Annotated in this window: 22 protein-coding genes; 3 read left to right on the forward strand and 19 right to left on the reverse strand. The window is 46.6% G+C overall.

The window, feature by feature from the left end; translation table 11 throughout:
* Nucleotides 1–110: 110 nt before the first annotated feature.
* The 14 genes from PRUTH_RS14405 to rpsJ all read right to left on the reverse strand — a co-directional run bounded on the left by PRUTH_RS14405 (nt 111) and on the right by rpsJ (nt 7,728).
* On the reverse strand, nt 111–980 hold the full coding sequence (locus tag PRUTH_RS14405) for an arylamine N-acetyltransferase family protein (RefSeq protein ID WP_151173567.1): 870 nt from the start codon (nt 978–980) through the stop codon (nt 111–113).
* 69 nt (nt 981–1,049) lie between these two features.
* Entirely contained in the window at nt 1,050–1,931 is an 882-nt protein-coding gene (locus PRUTH_RS14410; protein WP_151173568.1) for a hypothetical protein, read from the reverse strand.
* Nucleotides 1,932–2,032: 101 nt separating this feature from the next.
* Complete coding sequence (locus tag PRUTH_RS14415) at nt 2,033–2,626, reverse strand: glycosyltransferase family 29 protein (RefSeq protein WP_151173569.1); 594 nt, start codon at nt 2,624–2,626, stop codon at nt 2,033–2,035.
* 137 nt (nt 2,627–2,763) lie between these two features.
* Entirely contained in the window at nt 2,764–3,021 is a 258-nt protein-coding gene (rpsQ, locus tag PRUTH_RS14420; protein WP_151173570.1) for a 30S ribosomal protein S17, read from the reverse strand.
* On the reverse strand, nt 3,021–3,212 hold the full coding sequence (rpmC, locus tag PRUTH_RS14425) for a 50S ribosomal protein L29 (protein ID WP_022944310.1): 192 nt from the start codon (nt 3,210–3,212) through the stop codon (nt 3,021–3,023). Before rpmC ends, rpsQ begins: the two co-directional genes overlap by 1 nt.
* The gene (gene rplP / locus PRUTH_RS14430; RefSeq protein WP_022944311.1) at nt 3,212–3,625 is read right to left on the reverse strand and encodes a 50S ribosomal protein L16; all 414 of its coding nucleotides are present in this window, start codon (nt 3,623–3,625) and stop codon (nt 3,212–3,214) included. The genes rpmC and rplP overlap by 1 nt, the downstream gene beginning before the upstream one ends.
* A 12-nt stretch (nt 3,626–3,637) precedes the next feature.
* On the reverse strand, nt 3,638–4,339 hold the full coding sequence (rpsC, locus tag PRUTH_RS14435; RefSeq protein ID WP_022944312.1) for a 30S ribosomal protein S3: 702 nt from the start codon (nt 4,337–4,339) through the stop codon (nt 3,638–3,640).
* A gap of 12 nt (nt 4,340–4,351) precedes the next feature.
* On the reverse strand, nt 4,352–4,684 hold the full coding sequence (gene rplV / locus PRUTH_RS14440) for a 50S ribosomal protein L22 (protein WP_022944313.1): 333 nt from the start codon (nt 4,682–4,684) through the stop codon (nt 4,352–4,354).
* A gap of 10 nt (nt 4,685–4,694) precedes the next feature.
* Nucleotides 4,695–4,973, reverse strand: coding sequence for a 30S ribosomal protein S19 (gene rpsS, locus PRUTH_RS14445; RefSeq protein ID WP_010367084.1), 279 nt, complete (start codon nt 4,971–4,973; stop codon nt 4,695–4,697).
* 16 nt (nt 4,974–4,989) lie between these two features.
* The gene (rplB, locus tag PRUTH_RS14450; protein ID WP_022944314.1) at nt 4,990–5,814 is read right to left on the reverse strand and encodes a 50S ribosomal protein L2; all 825 of its coding nucleotides are present in this window, start codon (nt 5,812–5,814) and stop codon (nt 4,990–4,992) included.
* Nucleotides 5,815–5,831: 17 nt separating this feature from the next.
* The gene (rplW, locus tag PRUTH_RS14455) at nt 5,832–6,134 is read right to left on the reverse strand and encodes a 50S ribosomal protein L23 (RefSeq protein WP_022944315.1); all 303 of its coding nucleotides are present in this window, start codon (nt 6,132–6,134) and stop codon (nt 5,832–5,834) included.
* Nucleotides 6,131–6,736, reverse strand: a complete 606-nt coding sequence (rplD, locus tag PRUTH_RS14460) for a 50S ribosomal protein L4 (protein WP_022944316.1) — start codon at nt 6,734–6,736, stop codon at nt 6,131–6,133. Before rplD ends, rplW begins: the two co-directional genes overlap by 4 nt.
* Before the next feature lie 17 nt (nt 6,737–6,753).
* On the reverse strand, nt 6,754–7,389 hold the full coding sequence (gene rplC, locus PRUTH_RS14465) for a 50S ribosomal protein L3 (protein WP_022944317.1): 636 nt from the start codon (nt 7,387–7,389) through the stop codon (nt 6,754–6,756).
* Between the two features lie 27 nt (nt 7,390–7,416).
* On the reverse strand, nt 7,417–7,728 hold the full coding sequence (gene rpsJ, locus PRUTH_RS14470; protein WP_010376390.1) for a 30S ribosomal protein S10: 312 nt from the start codon (nt 7,726–7,728) through the stop codon (nt 7,417–7,419).
* Nucleotides 7,729–8,361: 633 nt separating this feature from the next.
* Here rpsJ and plsB point away from each other — a divergent pair.
* Together plsB and PRUTH_RS14480 are read left to right on the forward strand one after the other, a co-directional pair.
* The gene (gene plsB / locus PRUTH_RS14475) at nt 8,362–10,800 is read left to right on the forward strand and encodes a glycerol-3-phosphate 1-O-acyltransferase PlsB (protein ID WP_022944319.1); all 2,439 of its coding nucleotides are present in this window, start codon (nt 8,362–8,364) and stop codon (nt 10,798–10,800) included.
* Nucleotides 10,801–11,695: 895 nt separating this feature from the next.
* Complete coding sequence (locus PRUTH_RS14480) at nt 11,696–13,105, forward strand: S41 family peptidase (protein WP_151173571.1); 1,410 nt, start codon at nt 11,696–11,698, stop codon at nt 13,103–13,105.
* 189 nt (nt 13,106–13,294) lie between these two features.
* Here the strand turns inward: PRUTH_RS14480 and tesB are convergent, their stop codons facing one another.
* On the reverse strand, nt 13,295–14,152 hold the full coding sequence (tesB, locus tag PRUTH_RS14485) for an acyl-CoA thioesterase II (RefSeq protein WP_022944321.1): 858 nt from the start codon (nt 14,150–14,152) through the stop codon (nt 13,295–13,297).
* 84 nt (nt 14,153–14,236) lie between these two features.
* Between tesB and PRUTH_RS14490 the strand changes: the two genes are divergently transcribed.
* Entirely contained in the window at nt 14,237–14,698 is a 462-nt protein-coding gene (locus PRUTH_RS14490; protein ID WP_151173572.1) for an EVE domain-containing protein, read from the forward strand.
* A 13-nt stretch (nt 14,699–14,711) separates the two neighbouring features.
* Here the strand turns inward: PRUTH_RS14490 and PRUTH_RS14495 are convergent, their stop codons facing one another.
* The 4 genes from PRUTH_RS14495 to PRUTH_RS14510 all read right to left on the reverse strand — a co-directional run bounded on the left by PRUTH_RS14495 (nt 14,712) and on the right by PRUTH_RS14510 (nt 17,709).
* Nucleotides 14,712–15,500 carry a TIGR00266 family protein gene (locus PRUTH_RS14495; protein ID WP_045979791.1) on the reverse strand — a complete coding sequence of 263 codons (789 nt, stop codon included), beginning with the start codon at nt 15,498–15,500 and terminating at the stop codon, nt 14,712–14,714.
* 79 nt (nt 15,501–15,579) lie between these two features.
* Complete coding sequence (locus PRUTH_RS14500; protein ID WP_151173573.1) at nt 15,580–16,239, reverse strand: CoA transferase subunit B; 660 nt, start codon at nt 16,237–16,239, stop codon at nt 15,580–15,582.
* Nucleotides 16,240–16,243: 4 nt separating this feature from the next.
* Nucleotides 16,244–16,942, reverse strand: a complete 699-nt coding sequence (locus PRUTH_RS14505; RefSeq protein ID WP_151173574.1) for a CoA transferase subunit A — start codon at nt 16,940–16,942, stop codon at nt 16,244–16,246.
* Nucleotides 16,943–16,950: 8 nt separating this feature from the next.
* Nucleotides 16,951–17,709, reverse strand: coding sequence for a 3-hydroxybutyrate dehydrogenase (locus PRUTH_RS14510; RefSeq protein ID WP_045979789.1), 759 nt, complete (start codon nt 17,707–17,709; stop codon nt 16,951–16,953).
* Nucleotides 17,710–17,711 lie beyond the last annotated feature (2 nt).

Here is a 17,711-nt window from a genome sequence, read left to right on the forward strand (position 1 = left end):
GAGCTGTATATTTTGCGTAAAGTTTTTCTCCCTTCAATGTATGAAGCGCTAGAGAAATGTAGGACTTGTTAATTTTAAGCCTCTAAACCATTCGCCTCTGCAGATAGCTATTATAAATTTAGGTCTGATTTTAAGCATCTTCCAATGCTGGTTGCACTTTGGCTATTGGCGGATGCAAAGTTATTCACAAAGCGCTGAAAAAGCAGCTGCGAATCTGCCAAGCCAATATTGACCTGCAGTTGATTGCTCAGCAAACAGTGCAAATGATCAACACTGCGTATAGCCTGCTGGTGCTGTTGCCATTGTCCTTGTTGAAGCTCAAAGTGAGTAAAGCTGTCATTGCGCAACAACCACCGTTGCTCAGCGGTAATACGAGACACCACCAGGTTATTGACGAACGCCGCCTTATCATGCCGGTGGCTATAAAAGTGAGCGACTTCACAATCCTGTTCGTAAAATCTCGCCAAAGAAACCTGATATAAGCACACTTGCTCGGGAGCAACCTGCCATACTAAATATTCACCATCTCGCACCTCTACACGATACTGCCGCCCAAAGGCAGACTGTATAGCATTGTTATCGAGCTCTATTGCTACAGCCGGCGTCAATACGCCAAAGCCGACATCAACTAGAAAGGTTTTTTGCTGCCACCGTAATACGGTTAAGCGATGGGAACGGGGGTTGTCATTGCGACCATTAACCATGACCCTTGCAATCACTGGACGAACGTCATAACCCAAGAGCTGTAGCAATGTGTACATCAGCTTATTGTGCTCGAAGCAGTAGCCTCCTTGGCGCTTGATAACCACTCTTTCGGTTAAATCATCAGGCGCTAAACTCAGCGTTCGACCGAGTAGCGAATTGATACTGCTAAAGGCAAATTGCTGCAAATGAGAGCGGATCAACTGGTTAACTTGCGCGAATGAATTCTCGTAATTGCGAACACTTAGCGCCTGTAGATATTGGTTCATAGGGGTCATGCTTCAGTTCCTTTACTATCAGTGTGATAGCAAAACTGTAAAACCTGAACCTAGCTTAAGGTCAAGCGCTTAATACACTAATTCAGATAATTCTTGTGGCGTGAGCCAATATTTCGGATCCAGCGTGGGTGTACTATCGGGAAGGAGCGGATTATCCAAGCGAATAAACTCGCGATCAGAGAAGTTAAGCATACGCAACGCATTAACATGGTGTGGGTTATTCAGAATCATAGCTTTTAGCTCGCCGCTTTGCAGCATGGCCGCCAGACCATACTCTAAGCGCTGCGCTAATGAGGCATCTTCATGACGCACAAAAAAATAGCTTGCGGCGGGGTAATGAAGCACCCATTTGGAGTCTATACTCAGCGCATACGCCGCTAACCCTTCCCCCTCAGCGCCAATTTCAAGGACGCCCCGAGGAAAGTAATCAAACTTATCTTCGGCCAGTAATTTATACATACTTTGATGCCAACTTACGCCACGCACTTTAAAACCATTACTACTCATAATTTCCGTATCCGGCCAATCATGGCCTTGCAACGCAAGTAGTTGCTGTAGTTGTGCTTTGCTAGTTAATGTGGCAAAGCGATGGCGATCTCGCTGCTTAATAACAAAGACGCGATAGCCAATGAGCCCCATAGTAAGTGGTACACGAATAGGTCGGGCTTCAAGCTCACGGGCACGGGACGTCATCGACCACAATACGTCAATATCGGCGCGCGCCAATGCGCGAAATTGCCTTCCTTGCAACATAGGTGTATCTATTGCTTGCGTAGAAATTGCACCAAACTTGGCCTCTGACAAACTCAGTGCACGTTTGAGAACTTGGATATGAAAACTGTTATCACTGGTCGCATCGCCAAAAAAGGGCTCGATATATCGCACCGTCTTGGCGCTGGCGCTGCCACAGAGCAAAAATAGGATTAATAAAATAGGTACTGCACTTTTCATCTACACGACACAGCTGTGATTGATAAACTCAGTTTAGAAGTACCATGGCATAATGCCAAGTTAAGCGATATCTGAGGCTATGTCGTCTCGACGCTTTGTGTTCAGGTTAACCACTGTAACTTGCCAGTATCGACAAGTTCGGCAACATAACGCTGCTCTAAGTCCCAAGGGTGCCGCTTCCAACCCTGAAAACCAAACCCGGTGATAGTAACGCGGTGGCCTTGCTGTAAGAAGTGGTCAATCGCTAAGGTACCAGAGCTCGGACAAACTGGCTTATATTGCGGTTTACCATAAGTATGCAAACGCTTTAGTAACTGCTTGCGAGTCTCTTTACTAACACGCCAACCAGACTGGCTTTGGGCGAACTTAGCCAGCAGTGCCGCACCATGATCATACTTTCCTTGACGACGGATCAGTCGAAATAGTGATTGCATAACAGGCTGTGCAGGCGGGTCAGTGATCACCACATTTTGTAATCGCCCAGGGTCTACAGCGATAGGCTGTTGCAACAGTTTTGCAGCCTGACGTCCGCGTCCAGTTAACCATAAGTCAGTGCACTTGCTACCCAAATTTACGGGCATTCCGGCACAAAAGTTAAAACGTACTACGCGCTCAAAGGCATCGACCTGCGCAGCTAAATTGTCTTTGATTGGCGCATTGCCAAGGATTAATACGTCTTGTATTGAGGTGCTCATTGCGGCCCCTTTTTCGAGCTGGGCTAGAGAAAACTAGGTAAGTGACCCCATTATGACACCAAGGTTTAAGGTCGCCAACAACAAAAAGCCCCAGCATATGCCGGGGCTTTTCAGTCGTCTAATCAAACTTAATAAAATTAAGCTTTCTTAGGACGCTCAACAACGTCTACCAAAGTCCAAGACTTAGTCTTAGAGATAGGCGCACATTCACGAATAGTAACTGTATCGCCTGTTTGAGCAGTGTTGTTCTCGTCATGCACGTGCAACTTGGTTGTACGCTTCATGAATTTACCGTATACCGGGTGATTCACGTAACGTGCCACAGCAACAGTGAAAGACTTGTCCATCTTGTCGCTAATTACACGGCCTTGTAGAGTACGGATCTTCTCGCTCATTATGCACCTGCCTTCTGGTTGATAACCGTTTTAACACGCGCGATATCGCGACGTACTTTACGTAGCATATGAGATTGAGCTAGCTGACCAGTGCTTGCTTGCATGCGCAGGTTGAACTGCTCACGAAGAAGCTCGATAAGTTCAGCGTTAAGCTCTTCTACGCTTTTGTCTTTAAGTTCGCTAGCTTTCATTACATCACCGTCCGAGTTACAAAAGTGGTTTTGAAAGGTAATTTACGAGCAGCTAGGTTAAATGCTTCGCGAGCAAGCTCTTCTGAAACACCTTCCATCTCGTAAAGTACTTTACCAGGCTGAATTTCAGCAACCCAGTATTCAACAGAACCTTTACCTTTACCCATACGAACTTCAAGCGGCTTTTCAGTGATTGGCTTGTCTGGGAATACACGGATCCAGATTTTACCTTGACGCTTGATGTGACGTGTCATAGCTCGACGAGCTGCTTCGATTTGACGTGCAGTCATACGACCACGGCCAGTGGCTTTAAGACCGAAAGTACCGAAGCTTACTTTGTTACCGTTTTGTGCAAGACCACGGTTGCGGCCTTTGTGCACCTTACGGAATTTTGTACGTTTTGGCTGTAACATTACTCGCTACTCCTACTTAGCACTTTTCTTGGCTTTCTTCGGTCCGCGTTTAGCAGGCTTCTCTTGCTCAGCGTTTAGTGGAAGACCACCAATTACTTCGCCTTTGAAGATCCATACTTTAACACCGATGATGCCGTAAGTGGTTGAAGCTTCAGAAGTTGCGTAATCGATATCAGCACGTAGAGTGTGTAGAGGTACACGACCTTCACGGTACCACTCAGCACGTGCGATTTCTGCGCCGCCTAGACGACCGCTTACTTCAACTTTGATACCTTTTGCACCTAAGCGCATTGCATTTTGTACCGAACGCTTCATTGCGCGACGGAACATAACACGACGCTCTAGCTGTGAGGCAATGCCGTCAGCAACTAGTTGTGCATCAAGTTCTGGTTTACGTACTTCCGCAATATTGATTTGCGCAGGTACACCAGCGATTTTAGTTACAGCTTGACGTAGCTTTTCAACGTCTTCGCCTTTTTTACCGATAACAACACCAGGACGAGCTGTGTGAATTGTTACACGGATTGATTTAGCTGGACGCTCGATAACGATTTTAGCCACAGAAGCGTTCTTAAGTTCCTTAGTAAGGAAAGAACGTACTTTGTGATCGCCAAAAAGCTGTTCAGAGAAATCTTTTGTATTCGCGTACCAGGTAGAAACCCAAGGTTTAGAGATACCTAGGCGAATACCAGTAGGATGAACTTTTTGTCCCATTACTTATATCTCCTAGCTATCCGAAACCACAACAGTGATGTGGCTTGTACGCTTAAGGATGCGGTCTGCGCGTCCTTTAGCACGAGGCATAATGCGTTTCATTGTAGGACCTTCGTCTACAAATACTTTCGCTACTACAAGCTCATCAATGTCAGCACCTTCGTTGTGCTCCGCGTTCGCGATAGCAGACTCAAGTACTTTTTTAACTAACACAGCCGCTTTTTTAGGGCTGTACGCCAGGATTTCTAGCGCGCGATCGACCGGTAGTCCACGGATCTGATCAGCAACTAGACGTGCTTTTTGCGCCGAACCAGAGGCGAATTTGTGTTTAGCTAATGCTTCCATCTTCAACCCCTTAACGTTTCTTCGCTTTCTTATCAGCAGCATGGCCGCGATAAGTACGTGTAGGTGCAAACTCACCTAGTTTGTGACCGATCATTTCGTCTGTGACAAACACAGGAACGTGCTGACGACCATTATGGACAGCGATGGTCAATCCGATCATGTTAGGTATGATCATTGAACGACGGCTCCAAGTTTTAATTGGCTTCTTGTCACCGCTTTCCAACGCTTTCTCTACCTTCTTCAGCAAGTGCAGGTCAATAAAAGGACCTTTCTTGAGAGAACGTGGCATGGCTATTCCTCAACTATTATTTAGTACGACGACGTACGATGAACTTATCAGTACGCTTGTTCTTACGGGTCTTGTAACCTTTAGTAGGCGTGCCCCATGGAGATACAGGGTGACGACCACCAGAAGTACGACCTTCACCACCACCGTGTGGGTGATCTACCGGGTTCATGGCAACACCACGAACGGTCGGACGAACACCGCGCCAGCGGTTAGCACCAGCTTTACCTAGTGAACGTAGCATGTGCTCAGCATTACCTACTTCACCTAGTGTAGCGCGACAGTCTGACTCAACTTTACGAACTTCGCCTGAACGAAGACGTAGAGTCACGTATTGACCTTCACGTGCTAGGATTTGTACGTATGCACCTGCTGAACGTGCCATCTGGGCACCTTTACCAGGCTTAAGCTCTACGTTGTGTACAGTCGAACCAACCGGCATATTGCGCATAGGCAATGTATTACCAACCTTGATTGGTGCATCTACACCAGATTGGATTGAATCACCGGCCTTAAGACCTTTTGGAGCGATGATGTAACGACGCTCACCGTCTGCATAACAAACCAACGCGATGTTCGCGCTACGGTTTGGATCATACTCTAGACGCTCTACTTTAGCTGGGATGCCATCTTTAGTGCGTTTAAAGTCAATTACACGATAGTGATGCTTGTGACCACCACCGATATGACGAACCGTGATACGACCTTTGTTGTTACGACCACCAGATTTAGAGTTTTTCTCTAGAAGCGGAGCGTATGGCTTACCCTTATGTAGATCAGGGTTTACCACTTTAACGACGTGACGACGACCCGCAGAAGTTGGTTTACACTTTTGAAGTGCCATAATTCTAACTCCCCTTATTACTCGGCGCCGCCGACAAAGTCTAGCTCGCTACCTTCTTTAAGAGTAACGTAGGCTTTCTTCCAGTCGCTGCGGCGGCCGAAACGCATACCAGTACGCTTTGATTTACCCTTAACATTCAGTGTGCGAACACCAGTTACTTCTACTTCGAAAAGCTTCTCTACAGCTGCTTTAACTTCAGCTTTAGTTGCATCTTTTGCTACTTTGAAAACAATGGTGTTGTTTTCTTCAGCAGATACAGTGCTCTTCTCAGAGATGTGTGGAGCAAGGATTACTTTTAAAAGACGTTCTTCACGGATCATGCTAGCGCCTCCTCAAGTTGCTTAACAGCACCCTTAGTAATAAGAACCTTATCGAATGCGATTAGGCTTACAGGGTCAATGCCAGCTACATCACGGACGTCAACCTTATAAAGGTTACGTGCAGCAAGGAATAGATTTTCTTCTACTTCCTCAGTCACGATAAGCACGTCTTTAAGCTCAAGCTCTTTAAGCTTAGCTACAAGCTCTTTTGTCTTAGGAGCTTCAACAGCGAAGTTCTCAACGACAACTAAACGCTCTTGACGAACAAGCTCAGACAAGATGCTCTTAATCGCACCGCGATACATCTTACGGTTAACTTTTTGGCTGTGATCTTGCGGCTTAGCTGCAAAAGTCACACCACCGCTGCGCCAGATTGGGCTGCGGATTGTACCAGCACGAGCACGGCCAGTACCTTTTTGACGCCATGGCTTCTTACCGCCACCGCTTACTTCAGAACGTGTCTTCTGAGCTTTAGTACCTTGACGAGCACCTGCTGCATAAGCAACAACTACTTGGTGTACTAAGGCTTCGTTAAACTCACGTCCAAAAGTAGCTTCGGAAACTTCAAGAGCGCCTGACGCGTCTTTAATTGCTAATTCCATCACTAAATCTCCAGGACTTATGCTTTAACAGCAGGTTTAACGATAACGTCACCGCCGATAGCGCCAGGTACTGCACCTTTAACTAGAAGCAGATTACGCTCAGCGTCAACACGTACTAGCTCAAGGTTCTGAGTTGTGGATTGCACATTACCCATTTGACCAGCCATTTTCTTACCTTTAAACACCTTACCAGGTGATTGGTTTTGACCGATTGAACCAGGAGCACGGTGAGAAATTGAGTTACCGTGAGTCGCGTCTTGCATGGAGAAGTTCCAGCGCTTAACACCACCTTGGAAACCTTTACCTTTTGAAGTACCAGTAACGTCTACTTTTTTCACTTCGTTGAATACATCAACAGTGATTTCGCTACCTACTTCAAAGTCGCCTTCACCGCCATTAAGACGGAATTCCCACAGACCGCGACCCGCTTCAACACCAGCTTTAGCGAAGTGACCCGCTGCTGGTTTGTTTACACGGCTAGCTTTTTTCTCGCCTGCGGTTACTTGAAGCGCGTTATAACCGTCTGTTTCGTCAGATTTAATCTGCGTAACACGGTTAGGAGTCGCTTCGATAACTGTCACAGGGATAGATACGCCATCTTCAGTGAAGATGCGAGTCATACCCACTTTACGACCGACTAGACCTAATGCCATTTTCCTAAAACCTCTCTAATCTTCCGATTAACCCAGGCTGATTTGAACATCAACACCAGCAGCAAGGTCTAGGCGCATAAGTGCGTCTACAGTCTTGTCAGTTGGCTCTACGATGTCGATCAGACGTTTGTGGGTGCGGATCTCGTACTGATCACGCGCGTCTTTGTTAACGTGCGGAGAGATCAATACAGTGAAACGTTCTTTGCGTGTAGGAAGTGGGATTGGACCACGTACCTGAGCACCTGTGCGTTTCGCAGTTTCCACAATTTCCGCCGTTGATTGGTCAATCAAACGGTGGTCAAAAGCTTTTAGGCGAATGCGAATGCGTTGATTTGACATTCTAAAACCTCAATTAAAAGAGCATTTAAAAAGAGCATAAAAAAACCGCCGAAGCATCCCTAATATTTTAAGGAGTCGGTTGTTCTCTTATATCTACGTTGAGTTCCAAATCGGAACTCCTGTTTATTGCTTGAAATCCAAGCCTATATTTAACTTCCTTCTACCTAGGCGAGCCTATGGCAAAGAAAGTCTGCGTATTATAGAGAGATTGGTGATAAATGCAACAACTATTTGCATAATAAAAGAAGTACGTTAGACAAGAAGAAGTACGCCTACAGAGCAAGGGTGCTGCTGCTATGCAAACGCCCTCTTCATGTCCTTCGTAACGAGGTAATCAGTCCCAGGGATACGACTTATTACCTAGCCTGATGCTTGATGTAAGCGCCATTGTTCGTATTATCCGTTTTGGGAACTGACAACAAGCTTAAAGCCAGGTTATTTTATAACCAACGTATTAGTAACCCCTTATTAGAAAAGCTAACGTGAAGATTTCTAATATGAATAGCCTTCAGCTTCTTGCCCAAAAATGGTCAGTCCAGTGATAACTTGGTATCCTATCGCACTATTTTGTGTTTTCTTATCCATTGCCAATGGTGGCAAAGTGATAAAGTGCTTTAGTGAGTGACCCATTCCATGAAAGTGTTAAGCCGTGGTATAGATTTCTTAGCGCGCATCCTCAACGCCTTGAGCGTGAACTCCAAGGTGCTCCCCAAGGAGCCTGTGACAGAGTACGAGCTTGATGTGAACGTACCGACCTTTTATATTGGTCGACTCAATTCGCGCACCGATATCGCCGCCTTAGCCAAGGTATGTCGACGCCTAAACCTCCCGGATCCAACCAAAGAACAATTGTTGGCTTCAAAGTCGTTACCACGCTTTATTGGTATCCAAAACCCGCCGCCATTGTTCGGCTCAACGAGTAAACCCAGTGACGCCACCGAACAAGGCAAGCGTATTTTCGCCGCGTTAGAGCAAGCTCCAGAGCAGAAAATCCAAATAATACCGGTGACCATTTTATGGGGTCGTAATCCAGGAAAAGAAAAGCCTGGTTTAGGAACGTTAATTTCTCACTCGCTCACACCGAGCTGGTTTCGCAAAATATTTGTGGTGCTTTTTTCCGGGCGCGACAACTTTATTCGCTTTAGCCAACCGCTGGATTTAACCCAACTAGTGCATGAAAAAGGGGATAAAGACGAGCTACCTCACAAACTTATTCGCGTCGCTCGAGTGCACTTTCGCCGTCAAAAGTTAGCCGCCACCGGGCCTAAACTCCCCTCGAGAGAACAGCTTTTTAACTCACTGTTGGCCTCACCGACGATCAAAAAGGCCATTGCTGATGAAGCCAAAGCGAAGGGCTTAAGTCATGAAGAAGCACGACAAAACGCCTTACGTTTACTCGATGAAGTCGCAGCCAATTATTCTGACGCCATGGTTCGTGTTGCCGATAGAATCTTAACTTGGCTTTGGAACAAGCTGTATAACGGTATTGATGTACGTTACGCCGAACAAGTGCGTGAGCTCACCGACAAAGGCCACGAAGTCATTTATGTTCCCTGTCATCGCAGCCATATGGATTATCTACTGCTCACGTATGTAATTTATCACCAAGGCTTAGTGCCGCCGCATATTGCCGCCGGCATTAATCTGGATTTTTTCCCTGCAGGGCCGATATTCCGTCGCAGTGGTGCATTCTTTATTCGTCGCTCGTTTAGCGGTAATAAACTCTACTCAGCGGTATTCAAAGAGTACCTCAGTCAACTCTTTATTAAAGGCTACTCGGTGAAGTTTTATACCGAGGGTGGACGCAGCCGTACTGGCCGTTTACTTCCCCCAAAAACCGGAATGCTGGCAATGACATTGCAAGCCATGCTAAGGGGGATTGACCGCCCAATTTCTATTGTACCGGTGTACATTGGTTACGAGCACGTCATGGAAATTAACACCTACCTAAAAGAATTGGCGGGTAATAATAAAAAGAACGAATCGGTCTTTGGGGTGTTTAAAGCCATCAAGAACCTGAAGAACTATGGCCGTGGTAATGTGAATTTTGGCGCCCCCATTAACGTTAATCAATTCCTTAATGAGCAACAGCCTGATTGGCGCGACGCCATTCACCCTACCGATGTACAAAAACCAGCATGGCTAGGCTCTCAGGTAAGCAAGCTAGCCGATGAAATTATGGTCAATATTAATAGTGCTGCCGCCATAAACTCGGTCAACCTATTAGCTACCATTTTATTGACTAACGACCAGTTTGCGCTCAGTAAAGTGCAGCTAATTGAGCAAATGAACTTTTATCTGCGCATGCTCAGCGATGCGCCATTAAGCGAACAAATAACCTTGCCCGAACAAAACGCCGAGCAATTACTGGAACATGCACTGACACTCAACAAGTTTGATGTGCTTAAAGACCAATTCGGCGACATCATTGCCATAACCGAAAAAGAGCGCACCTTATTTAATTACTACCGTAACAATGTGCTGCACTTATTTGCTGTGCCTAGCGTTATTGCACAACAACTGTTTAACAACCATCGAATTACCCGCAGTGAATGCAAAGCCCAGGTTAAACGCCTATACCCGCTGTTCGCCAAAGAATGGTTCTTGCTGGAGCTAAAGGATGAGTATATCGACAATATTCTTAGTAGCTTTGTTGACCAAGGGCTGATCCGCGAACAGGGCGACCAGCTTGAAGTACTTAAAGACGGCGATAACCCTGCAACGCTTGAAATGCTGGGTAAAGTGGTACATCACACCTTGATGCGCTACGCCTTAGTCATTGGCTTACTCAGCGAAGACAAAAGCTTGAGTCCAGCAGAACTGGAAAAAGAAAGCACCGCCGTGGCGCAGCGTTTAGGCACTTTGCATGGCATTAAGAGCCCCGAGTTCTTTGACAAAAAAGTGCTTTCCAGCTTTATTGCCAACCTAAGCGAGCAACAATTAATCAGCAAACAAGATGACAATAAACTAATACACAGTGATGCTCTGCTTATTCTCAATGAGGATTTACATCAGCTGTTACCCGCACGGATTTGGCAATCGATTAGTGATACGGTGGCAGCAACACGCTAACGAAGAGTCAGGTGCAAGCCTGACCGACAGCCTCGCTTGAATTAGTTATCTGTGGGTCAGGTTTTTACCTGACAACTCAATCGATTTTATTTAGGTTTATCACATTAGCCAACCGTTGTAGGTCAGGCTTTAGCCTGACAACTCAGTGACACAGTTTAGATCTTGTCGGGCCGCCGACAACGGGTTAGAGGAAATGCGCGCCCATTCCCTCTAACAACTCCTAAGGCGCCCGTGATTCGCCAATGCTTACGAACTCAGGTTTTTGTTGAACGCTCCGCTTAGCTTTCAACACGGTTTAACTCGTCGTCCTAACTCGATAAACCTAACTTCGCATCCATGCTCAGTTGTTTTAAGCACACTGCACAACAAAAGCTGAGATCGAAAGCGCGAATCATAACGGGATTAGGTGATACCTGTAGGTCAGGCTTTGCCACCTAGGACGGCGGTACCAGAGTAAGGCAGGAGCAGTTATCTAGTAGCCTGCCCTGAGTTAGTTATCTGTGGGTCAGGTTTTAACCTGACAACTCAGTGAAATAGTTTAGATACTGTTGGCGACCTGACAATCTCGAGATTAACTTACACAGTTATCAGGCTAAAGCCTGACCTACAACTCGTCGCATCCTATATGGACGTGCCCTGCCCCATAAAGAATAACTGCAATCATAGACATCGTAGTATCAAAGGGTGCCAGCGTAGAGCTTCACCTATAATAATCTAAACCCCCACACAAAAATAACGCCCTAAAGCTGCTGATTGTACATATAGCACTTAATTCGCCGCGAGAGAGCCCTGCTACCAACGCAACTAGATATAAAAGATAGCTCTAGGTTTATTATTTCTTAGGGTATAGTACTGACATACCCCCCTACTTATATATTAAAGGACTTCGCCACCTATGAAAAAGTTAGCATTTTTTCTGTCATTTTTTCCATTGATATCTACCGCCAGTGACTATAGCTGTGAACAGGAATTTAATTGGCTAAAGAAAACTTTTGAGAACAACGATGCGGGCTTTCAGTATGCGCTATCTCAAAAAGGCGAAAAAAACTACCTCGAACATAATAAAGCATCTCTTAAGGCTATAAAAAATGCTGACGACATAAGTGACTGCCACCAAAGACTTCAACAATGGTTGTTATTTTTCCGTGAGGGTCATATAGGGCTCAGCCTCAATGTAAAAAAAGAGAATAACGCTTTTGTGCATAAGTTTAATAAAACAGAGTTCCAACAGCATTTAAATAATAAAACCAAAGAGGATATAGAAGGCATATGGCTCTTGCCGAGCTATACAGTTGGACTAAAAAAAGAAGGCAGTGATTATAATGGCTATGTGATTGAGTCGACAAATTCAAAGTGGCAACCAGGCCAACTGAAACTCATCCTCAATGAGGAAAATGATGGTACTTATAAAGCCACCTATTATATGGCTGACCATTCTATACGCCATGTAGACTCAGTAGGCTTTATAGATCAAAACCATCTTAGCTTGGGAAATAATTGGCTAACCTTATCAAGACAGAACCCCAAAGAAGAGAGCAAAGCTGAAGTTCTTCAATATGTTCAACTCATGGAGTCTAAAACACCATTGGTTCAACAATTAAGTAAGGAAACAGCCTTACTTAGAATTCCATCATTTTCATATACCGATAAAAAACATATTGATACCGTTATTCGAGACAACCTAGAAACCATTCTAAGTACTGAAAATCTTATCATAGATATACGCGGCAACGGCGGTGGTAGTGATATCAGTTATGAAGAAATATTGCCTATCATCTACACCAACCCTATACGCAATGTAGGAGTTGAGTTCTTATCAACACCGCTGAATAATTCAAGAATGCTAAAGTTCATCGACGATGAGAATTTCAGTGATGACGATAAAAAATGGGCCAAAGAGGGTTACAAAACGCTGCAACAACGCCTAGGCCAATTTGTTAATTTGGATGCACAATCAGTTAGCGTAAAGAAGTTAGAAAACGTTAACCCTTTACCAAAGAAGGTGGGTATTTTAATCGATGAGAGTAATGGCAGCACAGCAGAGCAGTTTTTACTTGCCGCAAAACAAAGCTATAAAGTGAAGCTATTAGGCGCTCCAACGCGTGGTGTTTTGGATATCTCTAATATGCACCAAGTCGATTCCCCAAGTAAGAATCTAACGCTGCACTACAGCCTTAGTAAAAGCCTGCGAGTTCCAGAAATGACAATTGATGGTAAAGGCATTCAACCTGATTTCTATCTTGATTCAAGTATTCCCGCTTACCAATGGGTTTCTTACACGCGTGGCATGTTAGAAGAGATGTGATCTTTCCCGTTTTGATTCGCGCCCAGGTAACTGCTCCTGCGTTACCCGAGTACCGCCGTCCTTGGCGCGAAGGCCGACCTATGGGTAACCTGTTCGAATAGATTGTCAGGCTAAAACCTGACTTACAGTCGCGCCGTGGGCTTTGAAGCGATTTATAACGCCGTGCTGATGAGCGCAGCAGTTATATGCCTAGCGCTCGCGCATCACCCCTTCTTGAATGGTCGAGGCTACGAGTTCGCCGGCACGATTAAAGAACTGTCCGCGCACTAAGCCACGACCACCACTAGCACTGGGGCTGTCGACACTATACAGCATCCACTCATCCATACGGAATGGGCGGTGGAACCACATGGCGTGATCGATGGTCGCCACTTGCATGCTGGGGTGCATAAATGATTTACCGTGGGGCTGGAGCGCCGTAGGTAGAAACTCGAAGTCAGAAGCGTAGGCTAGCAGATAATTGTGAATACGCTGGTCATCTGGCATCTCGCCATTGGCTTTAAACCAAATGTGCTTCACTGGCTCAGAAACTTCTGGCTTAAAGGGGTTTTGGAAGTTCACCGGGCGCATCTCAATGGGCTTTTCACTGATAAATTTATTGCGGATTGGCTCGGGGATCTGATGAGCGTGCTCCTGATAAAATTCAAGTGCTGGGCGCAGCCCCTCAGGTGCTGGCACATCCGGCATGGCGCTTTGGTGTTCAAGCCCTTGAGATTCACCAGAGAATGACGCCGTCATGTAGAAAATGGGCTTACCATACTGAATAGCGCTGACGCGCCGTGTACTTAGACTTCGACCATCGCGAATATTTTCGACATCGTAAACAATGGGGCGAGAGGCATCGCCAGGGCGCAGGAAGTACGAGTGCAATGAGTGAACAACGCGCCCTTCTGGCAAAGTTTCCTTCGCAGCCGACAGCGCTTGGCCCATTACTTGACCACCAAATACCGCTTTAAAGCCAAGGTCTTGGCTGGCACCACGATAAAGACCGAGTTCGATTTCTTCTAACTTGAGTAAGGAAAGTAATTTATCTAATGCTTGGCTCATTGCGTCCTCATTACCACATTGCAGCTAATACAATGATAATACTATACAATGAACCTGATTACCTAGTTCAGCACAGGATAGAACATGGCTTACTGGTTATTAAAAACTGAGCCCGACGCGTTTTCGTTGGCAGACTTACAAGCCGCCGAAAACGACACTACAGTATGGGATGGGGTACGCAATTACCAAGCCCGTAATTTTATCCGCGATGGCATGCAAGTGGGTGACAAGGTCTTTATCTATCACTCTAGTTGCAAGGTGCCCGCGATTGTCGGCATCGGTGAAGTAACGCGAGGCCCTTATGCCGATCCCACGCAGTTTGATGCCAGTAGTGATTATTATGACCCTAAGGCCACACCAGAGTCACCGCGCTGGTTTAGTGTCGATGTGCAATACCGACAAAGCTTTAAGCAGCCGATAACCTTAAAAGCAATTAAGGCAGACCCCGCTATCGCCGAGCTGGCTTTAAAAAAGTCAGGGCGTTTATCGGTGATGCCGGTGAGCGAACAAGAATGGCAACACCTATGCGGCATTGCCAAACCGTAATCCAGCTGAGCCCTTAGTCACCGTCAATAAGATCGCCAAGGCCACCTAAGATAGAGCCTTCACCTTGGCGCGAACCGCCCGCTCTCGGGGCATGCTCTAGCACGCGGTCGGCAAGTCGGGAGAATGGTAAGCTTTGCACCCACACCGTGCCATGGCCTCGCAACGTGGCTAAAAATAGCCCCTCGCCGCCGAAGAACATTGACCTAAGTCCTTTCACGCGCTCAATATCAAAGTCGATATCGCCGCTAAAGCCGACTACACAACCGGTGTCTAAGCGCAGGGTTTCGCCATTTAGACGCTTCTCAACTACCGTGCCCCCGGCATGGGCAAAGGCCATACCATCACCTTTTAGGTGCTGTAAGATAAACCCTTCACCACCAAAAAAGCCTGCTCCTAGGCGGCGCTGAAAGGCGATATTCACCTCGGTGCCCATCGCCGCACACAGGAACGAATCCTTTTGCAAGTACACTTGCTCGCCTAGTTCGGCCATATTTAAAGGGATAATCGAGCCAGGGAAAGGCGCCGCAAAAGCCACACGTTTTTTGCCCTCTCCTTGGTTGGTAAAGTGAGTCATAAACAAGGACTCACCACTGATCATGCGCTTACCCGCACTGAACAGCTTACTCATAAAGCCCTGGTTTACCTGCGAGCCATCGCCCATTTTCGCCTCGTAGCTGATCCCTTCTTCGAGGTAGTTCATGGCGCCCGCTTCGGCAATAACGGTTTCACTGGGATCCAGTTCGACCTCCACCATTTGCATCGATTCGCCGATAATTTCGTAATCAATTTCATGACATTGCATTGCACTTTCTCCTTTGCATTAACTGCTTTAGCATGCCGCAAAATACCGCCTTATGCAGCCATGAAAATGTAAGTAAGTTTTACGCCAAGGTCATCTCTGGCACTTCATCGGGACAGACTAACTGACCTTGAGTTTTGGCTTTGATTTCTTCCACACTCACACCCGGTGCGCGCTCTAGCAGATGAAAGGCTCCATCTTTTATTTCTAGTAACGCTAAATCGGTGATCACCTTGTTTATACAACCTACACCGGTCAGGGGAAGCGCGCATTGTTTTAGCAATTTCGATTCACCATGCTTGCTAGCATGAGTCATGGTACAAATAATGTTTTTAGCACCGGCAACTAAGTCCATAGCACCACCCATGCCCTTAACCAACTTCTTGGGGATCATCCAGCTAGCAATATTGCCATTTTGGTCCACTTCAAAGGCTCCGAGCACGGTTAAATCGACATGGCCACCTCGGATCATGGCAAAACTTTCAGCGGAATTAAAAATAGCCGCGCCGGTGCGCGCAGTCACCGTTTCTTTACCCGCGTTTATCATATCGGCATCGACCGTCTCTTCTGTTGGGTACTCACCCATTCCCAGTAAGCCATTTTCCGATTGCAGCATCACATCAATGCCTTGTGGCACATAGTTGGCAACCAAGGTAGGAATACCTATGCCTAAGTTTACATAGTAGCCATCGCGTAATTCCTGAGCCACGCGCTGCGCCATTTGTTCTCGCGTTAATGCCATGCTGTTATCCTCTTACCGTGCGTTTTTCAATGCGCTTTTCAAATTGCCCTTTGATCACCCGCTGTACATAAATACCTGGAGTGTGGATCTCACTGGGCTGCAGCTCACCCGGCTCAACAATTTCTTCCGCTTCAACCACGGTGATTTTACCTGCCGTTGCCGCCATAGGGTTGAAGTTCATCGCCGTATGGCGGTACACACAATTGCCATAGCGGTCTGCCTTCCATGCTTTAACAATGGCAAAATCACCGACAATACTCGGCTCAAGCACATAGTCACGGCCGTTAAATTGCTTAATCTCTTTCCCTTCGGCCACCACAGTGCCCACCCCAGTAGCGGTGAAAAAGGCGGGAATGCCGGCGCCACCGGCGCGCATCTTCTCCGCTAGAGTGCCCTGCGGCGTTAATTCCACTGCCAATTCACCGCTGAGCAATTGCTGCTCGAACAGTGCATTTTCCCCTACATAGGAGGCCACCATTTTTTTAATTTGTTGGTCTTCCAGCAAAATACCCAGACCAAAACCATCGATGCCACAGTTATTGGAAACCACAGTGAGTCCAGTTGTGCCTCTTTCTTTAATTGCTTTTATCAGGCCCTCGGGAATTCCACATAAACCAAAACCACCGGCAATCACGGTCATGTCATTTTCTAACCCTGCCATTGCTTCTTGGTAGCTGCTTACAACTTTATTAAAACCTGCCATGTGCTCTCCTATTGCGCGGTCCAACCGCCATCAAGGGCGATTGCTTGAGCGGTGATATTGCGCGCCGCGTCGGCCATTAAAAAATCAACGGTATGGGCTATTTCATCTAAACCAATAAAGGCCTTTTTCGGCATCGGCGCGAGCATAATGGTATCGATCACCTGCTGCTCGGAAATGCCATGCTGCTTAGCTTGGCTAGCGATTTGCGCCTCTACCAGCGGTGTTTTCACATAAGCAGGACAAATGGTGTTCACGGTAATATCCACATCTCCTGTTTCCAATGCCAGCACTTTGCCGAGGCCAATCAAACCATGCTTGGCAGCGACATACGCCGACTTATACTTGGACGCCACCTGAGCGTGAATAGAGCCAATATTAATGATGCGGCCAAAATTTTGTTCGCGCATTGCCGGCAACACCGCTTTGGTGAGCATCGCTGGGCCATTAAGCAGCACATCTTGCAGGAGCTGCCATTTATCTAAAGGGTAATCCTCTAAGCGCTCCACATGCTGAATGCCCGCATTATTAATTAGCACATCAATTGTTGGCTGACTGGCGATAAAGTGCTCTAACGCTGGCAAGTCTGCAACATTCAAAGCAAGTCCTTGGGCTCGAATGCCCTGCTCTTTGAGTCGATTAGCCTCAGTCTTTGCTCGTTCACCGTCCAAGTCGGTAAGTAATATTTCATGCCCTTGGTTGCCGAGGTGTTCGGCTACGTAGCGACCAATGCCACTGGCCGCGCCGGTAATTAAAATTCGCTTATTCATGG

The organism is Pseudoalteromonas ruthenica (genome assembly GCF_008808095.1).
GTDB classification, from domain to species: Bacteria; Pseudomonadota; Gammaproteobacteria; order Enterobacterales; family Alteromonadaceae; genus Pseudoalteromonas; species Pseudoalteromonas ruthenica.

Bases quoted from the DNA above. Each gene is read 5' to 3' on its own strand.
- PRUTH_RS14480 (WP_151173571.1), top strand. From the start codon at position 11,696: ATGAAAAAGTTAGCATTTTTTCTGTCATTTTTTCCATTGATATCTACC.
- PRUTH_RS14510 (WP_045979789.1), bottom strand. From the start codon at position 17,709: ATGAATAAGCGAATTTTAATTACCGGCGCGGCCAGTGGCATTGGTCGC.
- PRUTH_RS14505 (WP_151173574.1), bottom strand. From the start codon at position 16,942: ATGGCAGGTTTTAATAAAGTTGTAAGCAGCTACCAAGAAGCAATGGCA.
- rplV (WP_022944313.1), bottom strand. From the start codon at position 4,684: ATGGAAGCATTAGCTAAACACAAATTCGCCTCTGGTTCGGCGCAAAAA.
- rplB (WP_022944314.1), bottom strand. From the start codon at position 5,814: ATGGCACTTCAAAAGTGTAAACCAACTTCTGCGGGTCGTCGTCACGTC.
- tesB (WP_022944321.1), bottom strand. From the start codon at position 14,152: ATGAGCCAAGCATTAGATAAATTACTTTCCTTACTCAAGTTAGAAGAA.
- rpsQ (WP_151173570.1), bottom strand. From the start codon at position 3,021: ATGAGCGAGAAGATCCGTACTCTACAAGGCCGTGTAATTAGCGACAAG.
- plsB (WP_022944319.1), top strand. From the start codon at position 8,362: ATGAAAGTGTTAAGCCGTGGTATAGATTTCTTAGCGCGCATCCTCAAC.
- PRUTH_RS14490 (WP_151173572.1), top strand. From the start codon at position 14,237: ATGGCTTACTGGTTATTAAAAACTGAGCCCGACGCGTTTTCGTTGGCA.
- PRUTH_RS14405 (WP_151173567.1), bottom strand. From the start codon at position 980: ATGACCCCTATGAACCAATATCTACAGGCGCTAAGTGTTCGCAATTAC.
- PRUTH_RS14495 (WP_045979791.1), bottom strand. From the start codon at position 15,500: ATGCAATGTCATGAAATTGATTACGAAATTATCGGCGAATCGATGCAA.
- rplD (WP_022944316.1), bottom strand. From the start codon at position 6,736: ATGGAATTAGCAATTAAAGACGCGTCAGGCGCTCTTGAAGTTTCCGAA.
- rplC (WP_022944317.1), bottom strand. From the start codon at position 7,389: ATGGCATTAGGTCTAGTCGGTCGTAAAGTGGGTATGACTCGCATCTTC.
- rpmC (WP_022944310.1), bottom strand. From the start codon at position 3,212: ATGAAAGCTAGCGAACTTAAAGACAAAAGCGTAGAAGAGCTTAACGCT.
- rpsJ (WP_010376390.1), bottom strand. From the start codon at position 7,728: ATGTCAAATCAACGCATTCGCATTCGCCTAAAAGCTTTTGACCACCGT.
- rpsC (WP_022944312.1), bottom strand. From the start codon at position 4,339: ATGGGACAAAAAGTTCATCCTACTGGTATTCGCCTAGGTATCTCTAAA.
- PRUTH_RS14500 (WP_151173573.1), bottom strand. From the start codon at position 16,239: ATGGCATTAACGCGAGAACAAATGGCGCAGCGCGTGGCTCAGGAATTA.
- PRUTH_RS14415 (WP_151173569.1), bottom strand. From the start codon at position 2,626: ATGAGCACCTCAATACAAGACGTATTAATCCTTGGCAATGCGCCAATC.
- rplW (WP_022944315.1), bottom strand. From the start codon at position 6,134: ATGATCCGTGAAGAACGTCTTTTAAAAGTAATCCTTGCTCCACACATC.
- rplP (WP_022944311.1), bottom strand. From the start codon at position 3,625: ATGTTACAGCCAAAACGTACAAAATTCCGTAAGGTGCACAAAGGCCGC.
- PRUTH_RS14410 (WP_151173568.1), bottom strand. From the start codon at position 1,931: ATGAAAAGTGCAGTACCTATTTTATTAATCCTATTTTTGCTCTGTGGC.
- rpsS (WP_010367084.1), bottom strand. From the start codon at position 4,973: ATGCCACGTTCTCTCAAGAAAGGTCCTTTTATTGACCTGCACTTGCTG.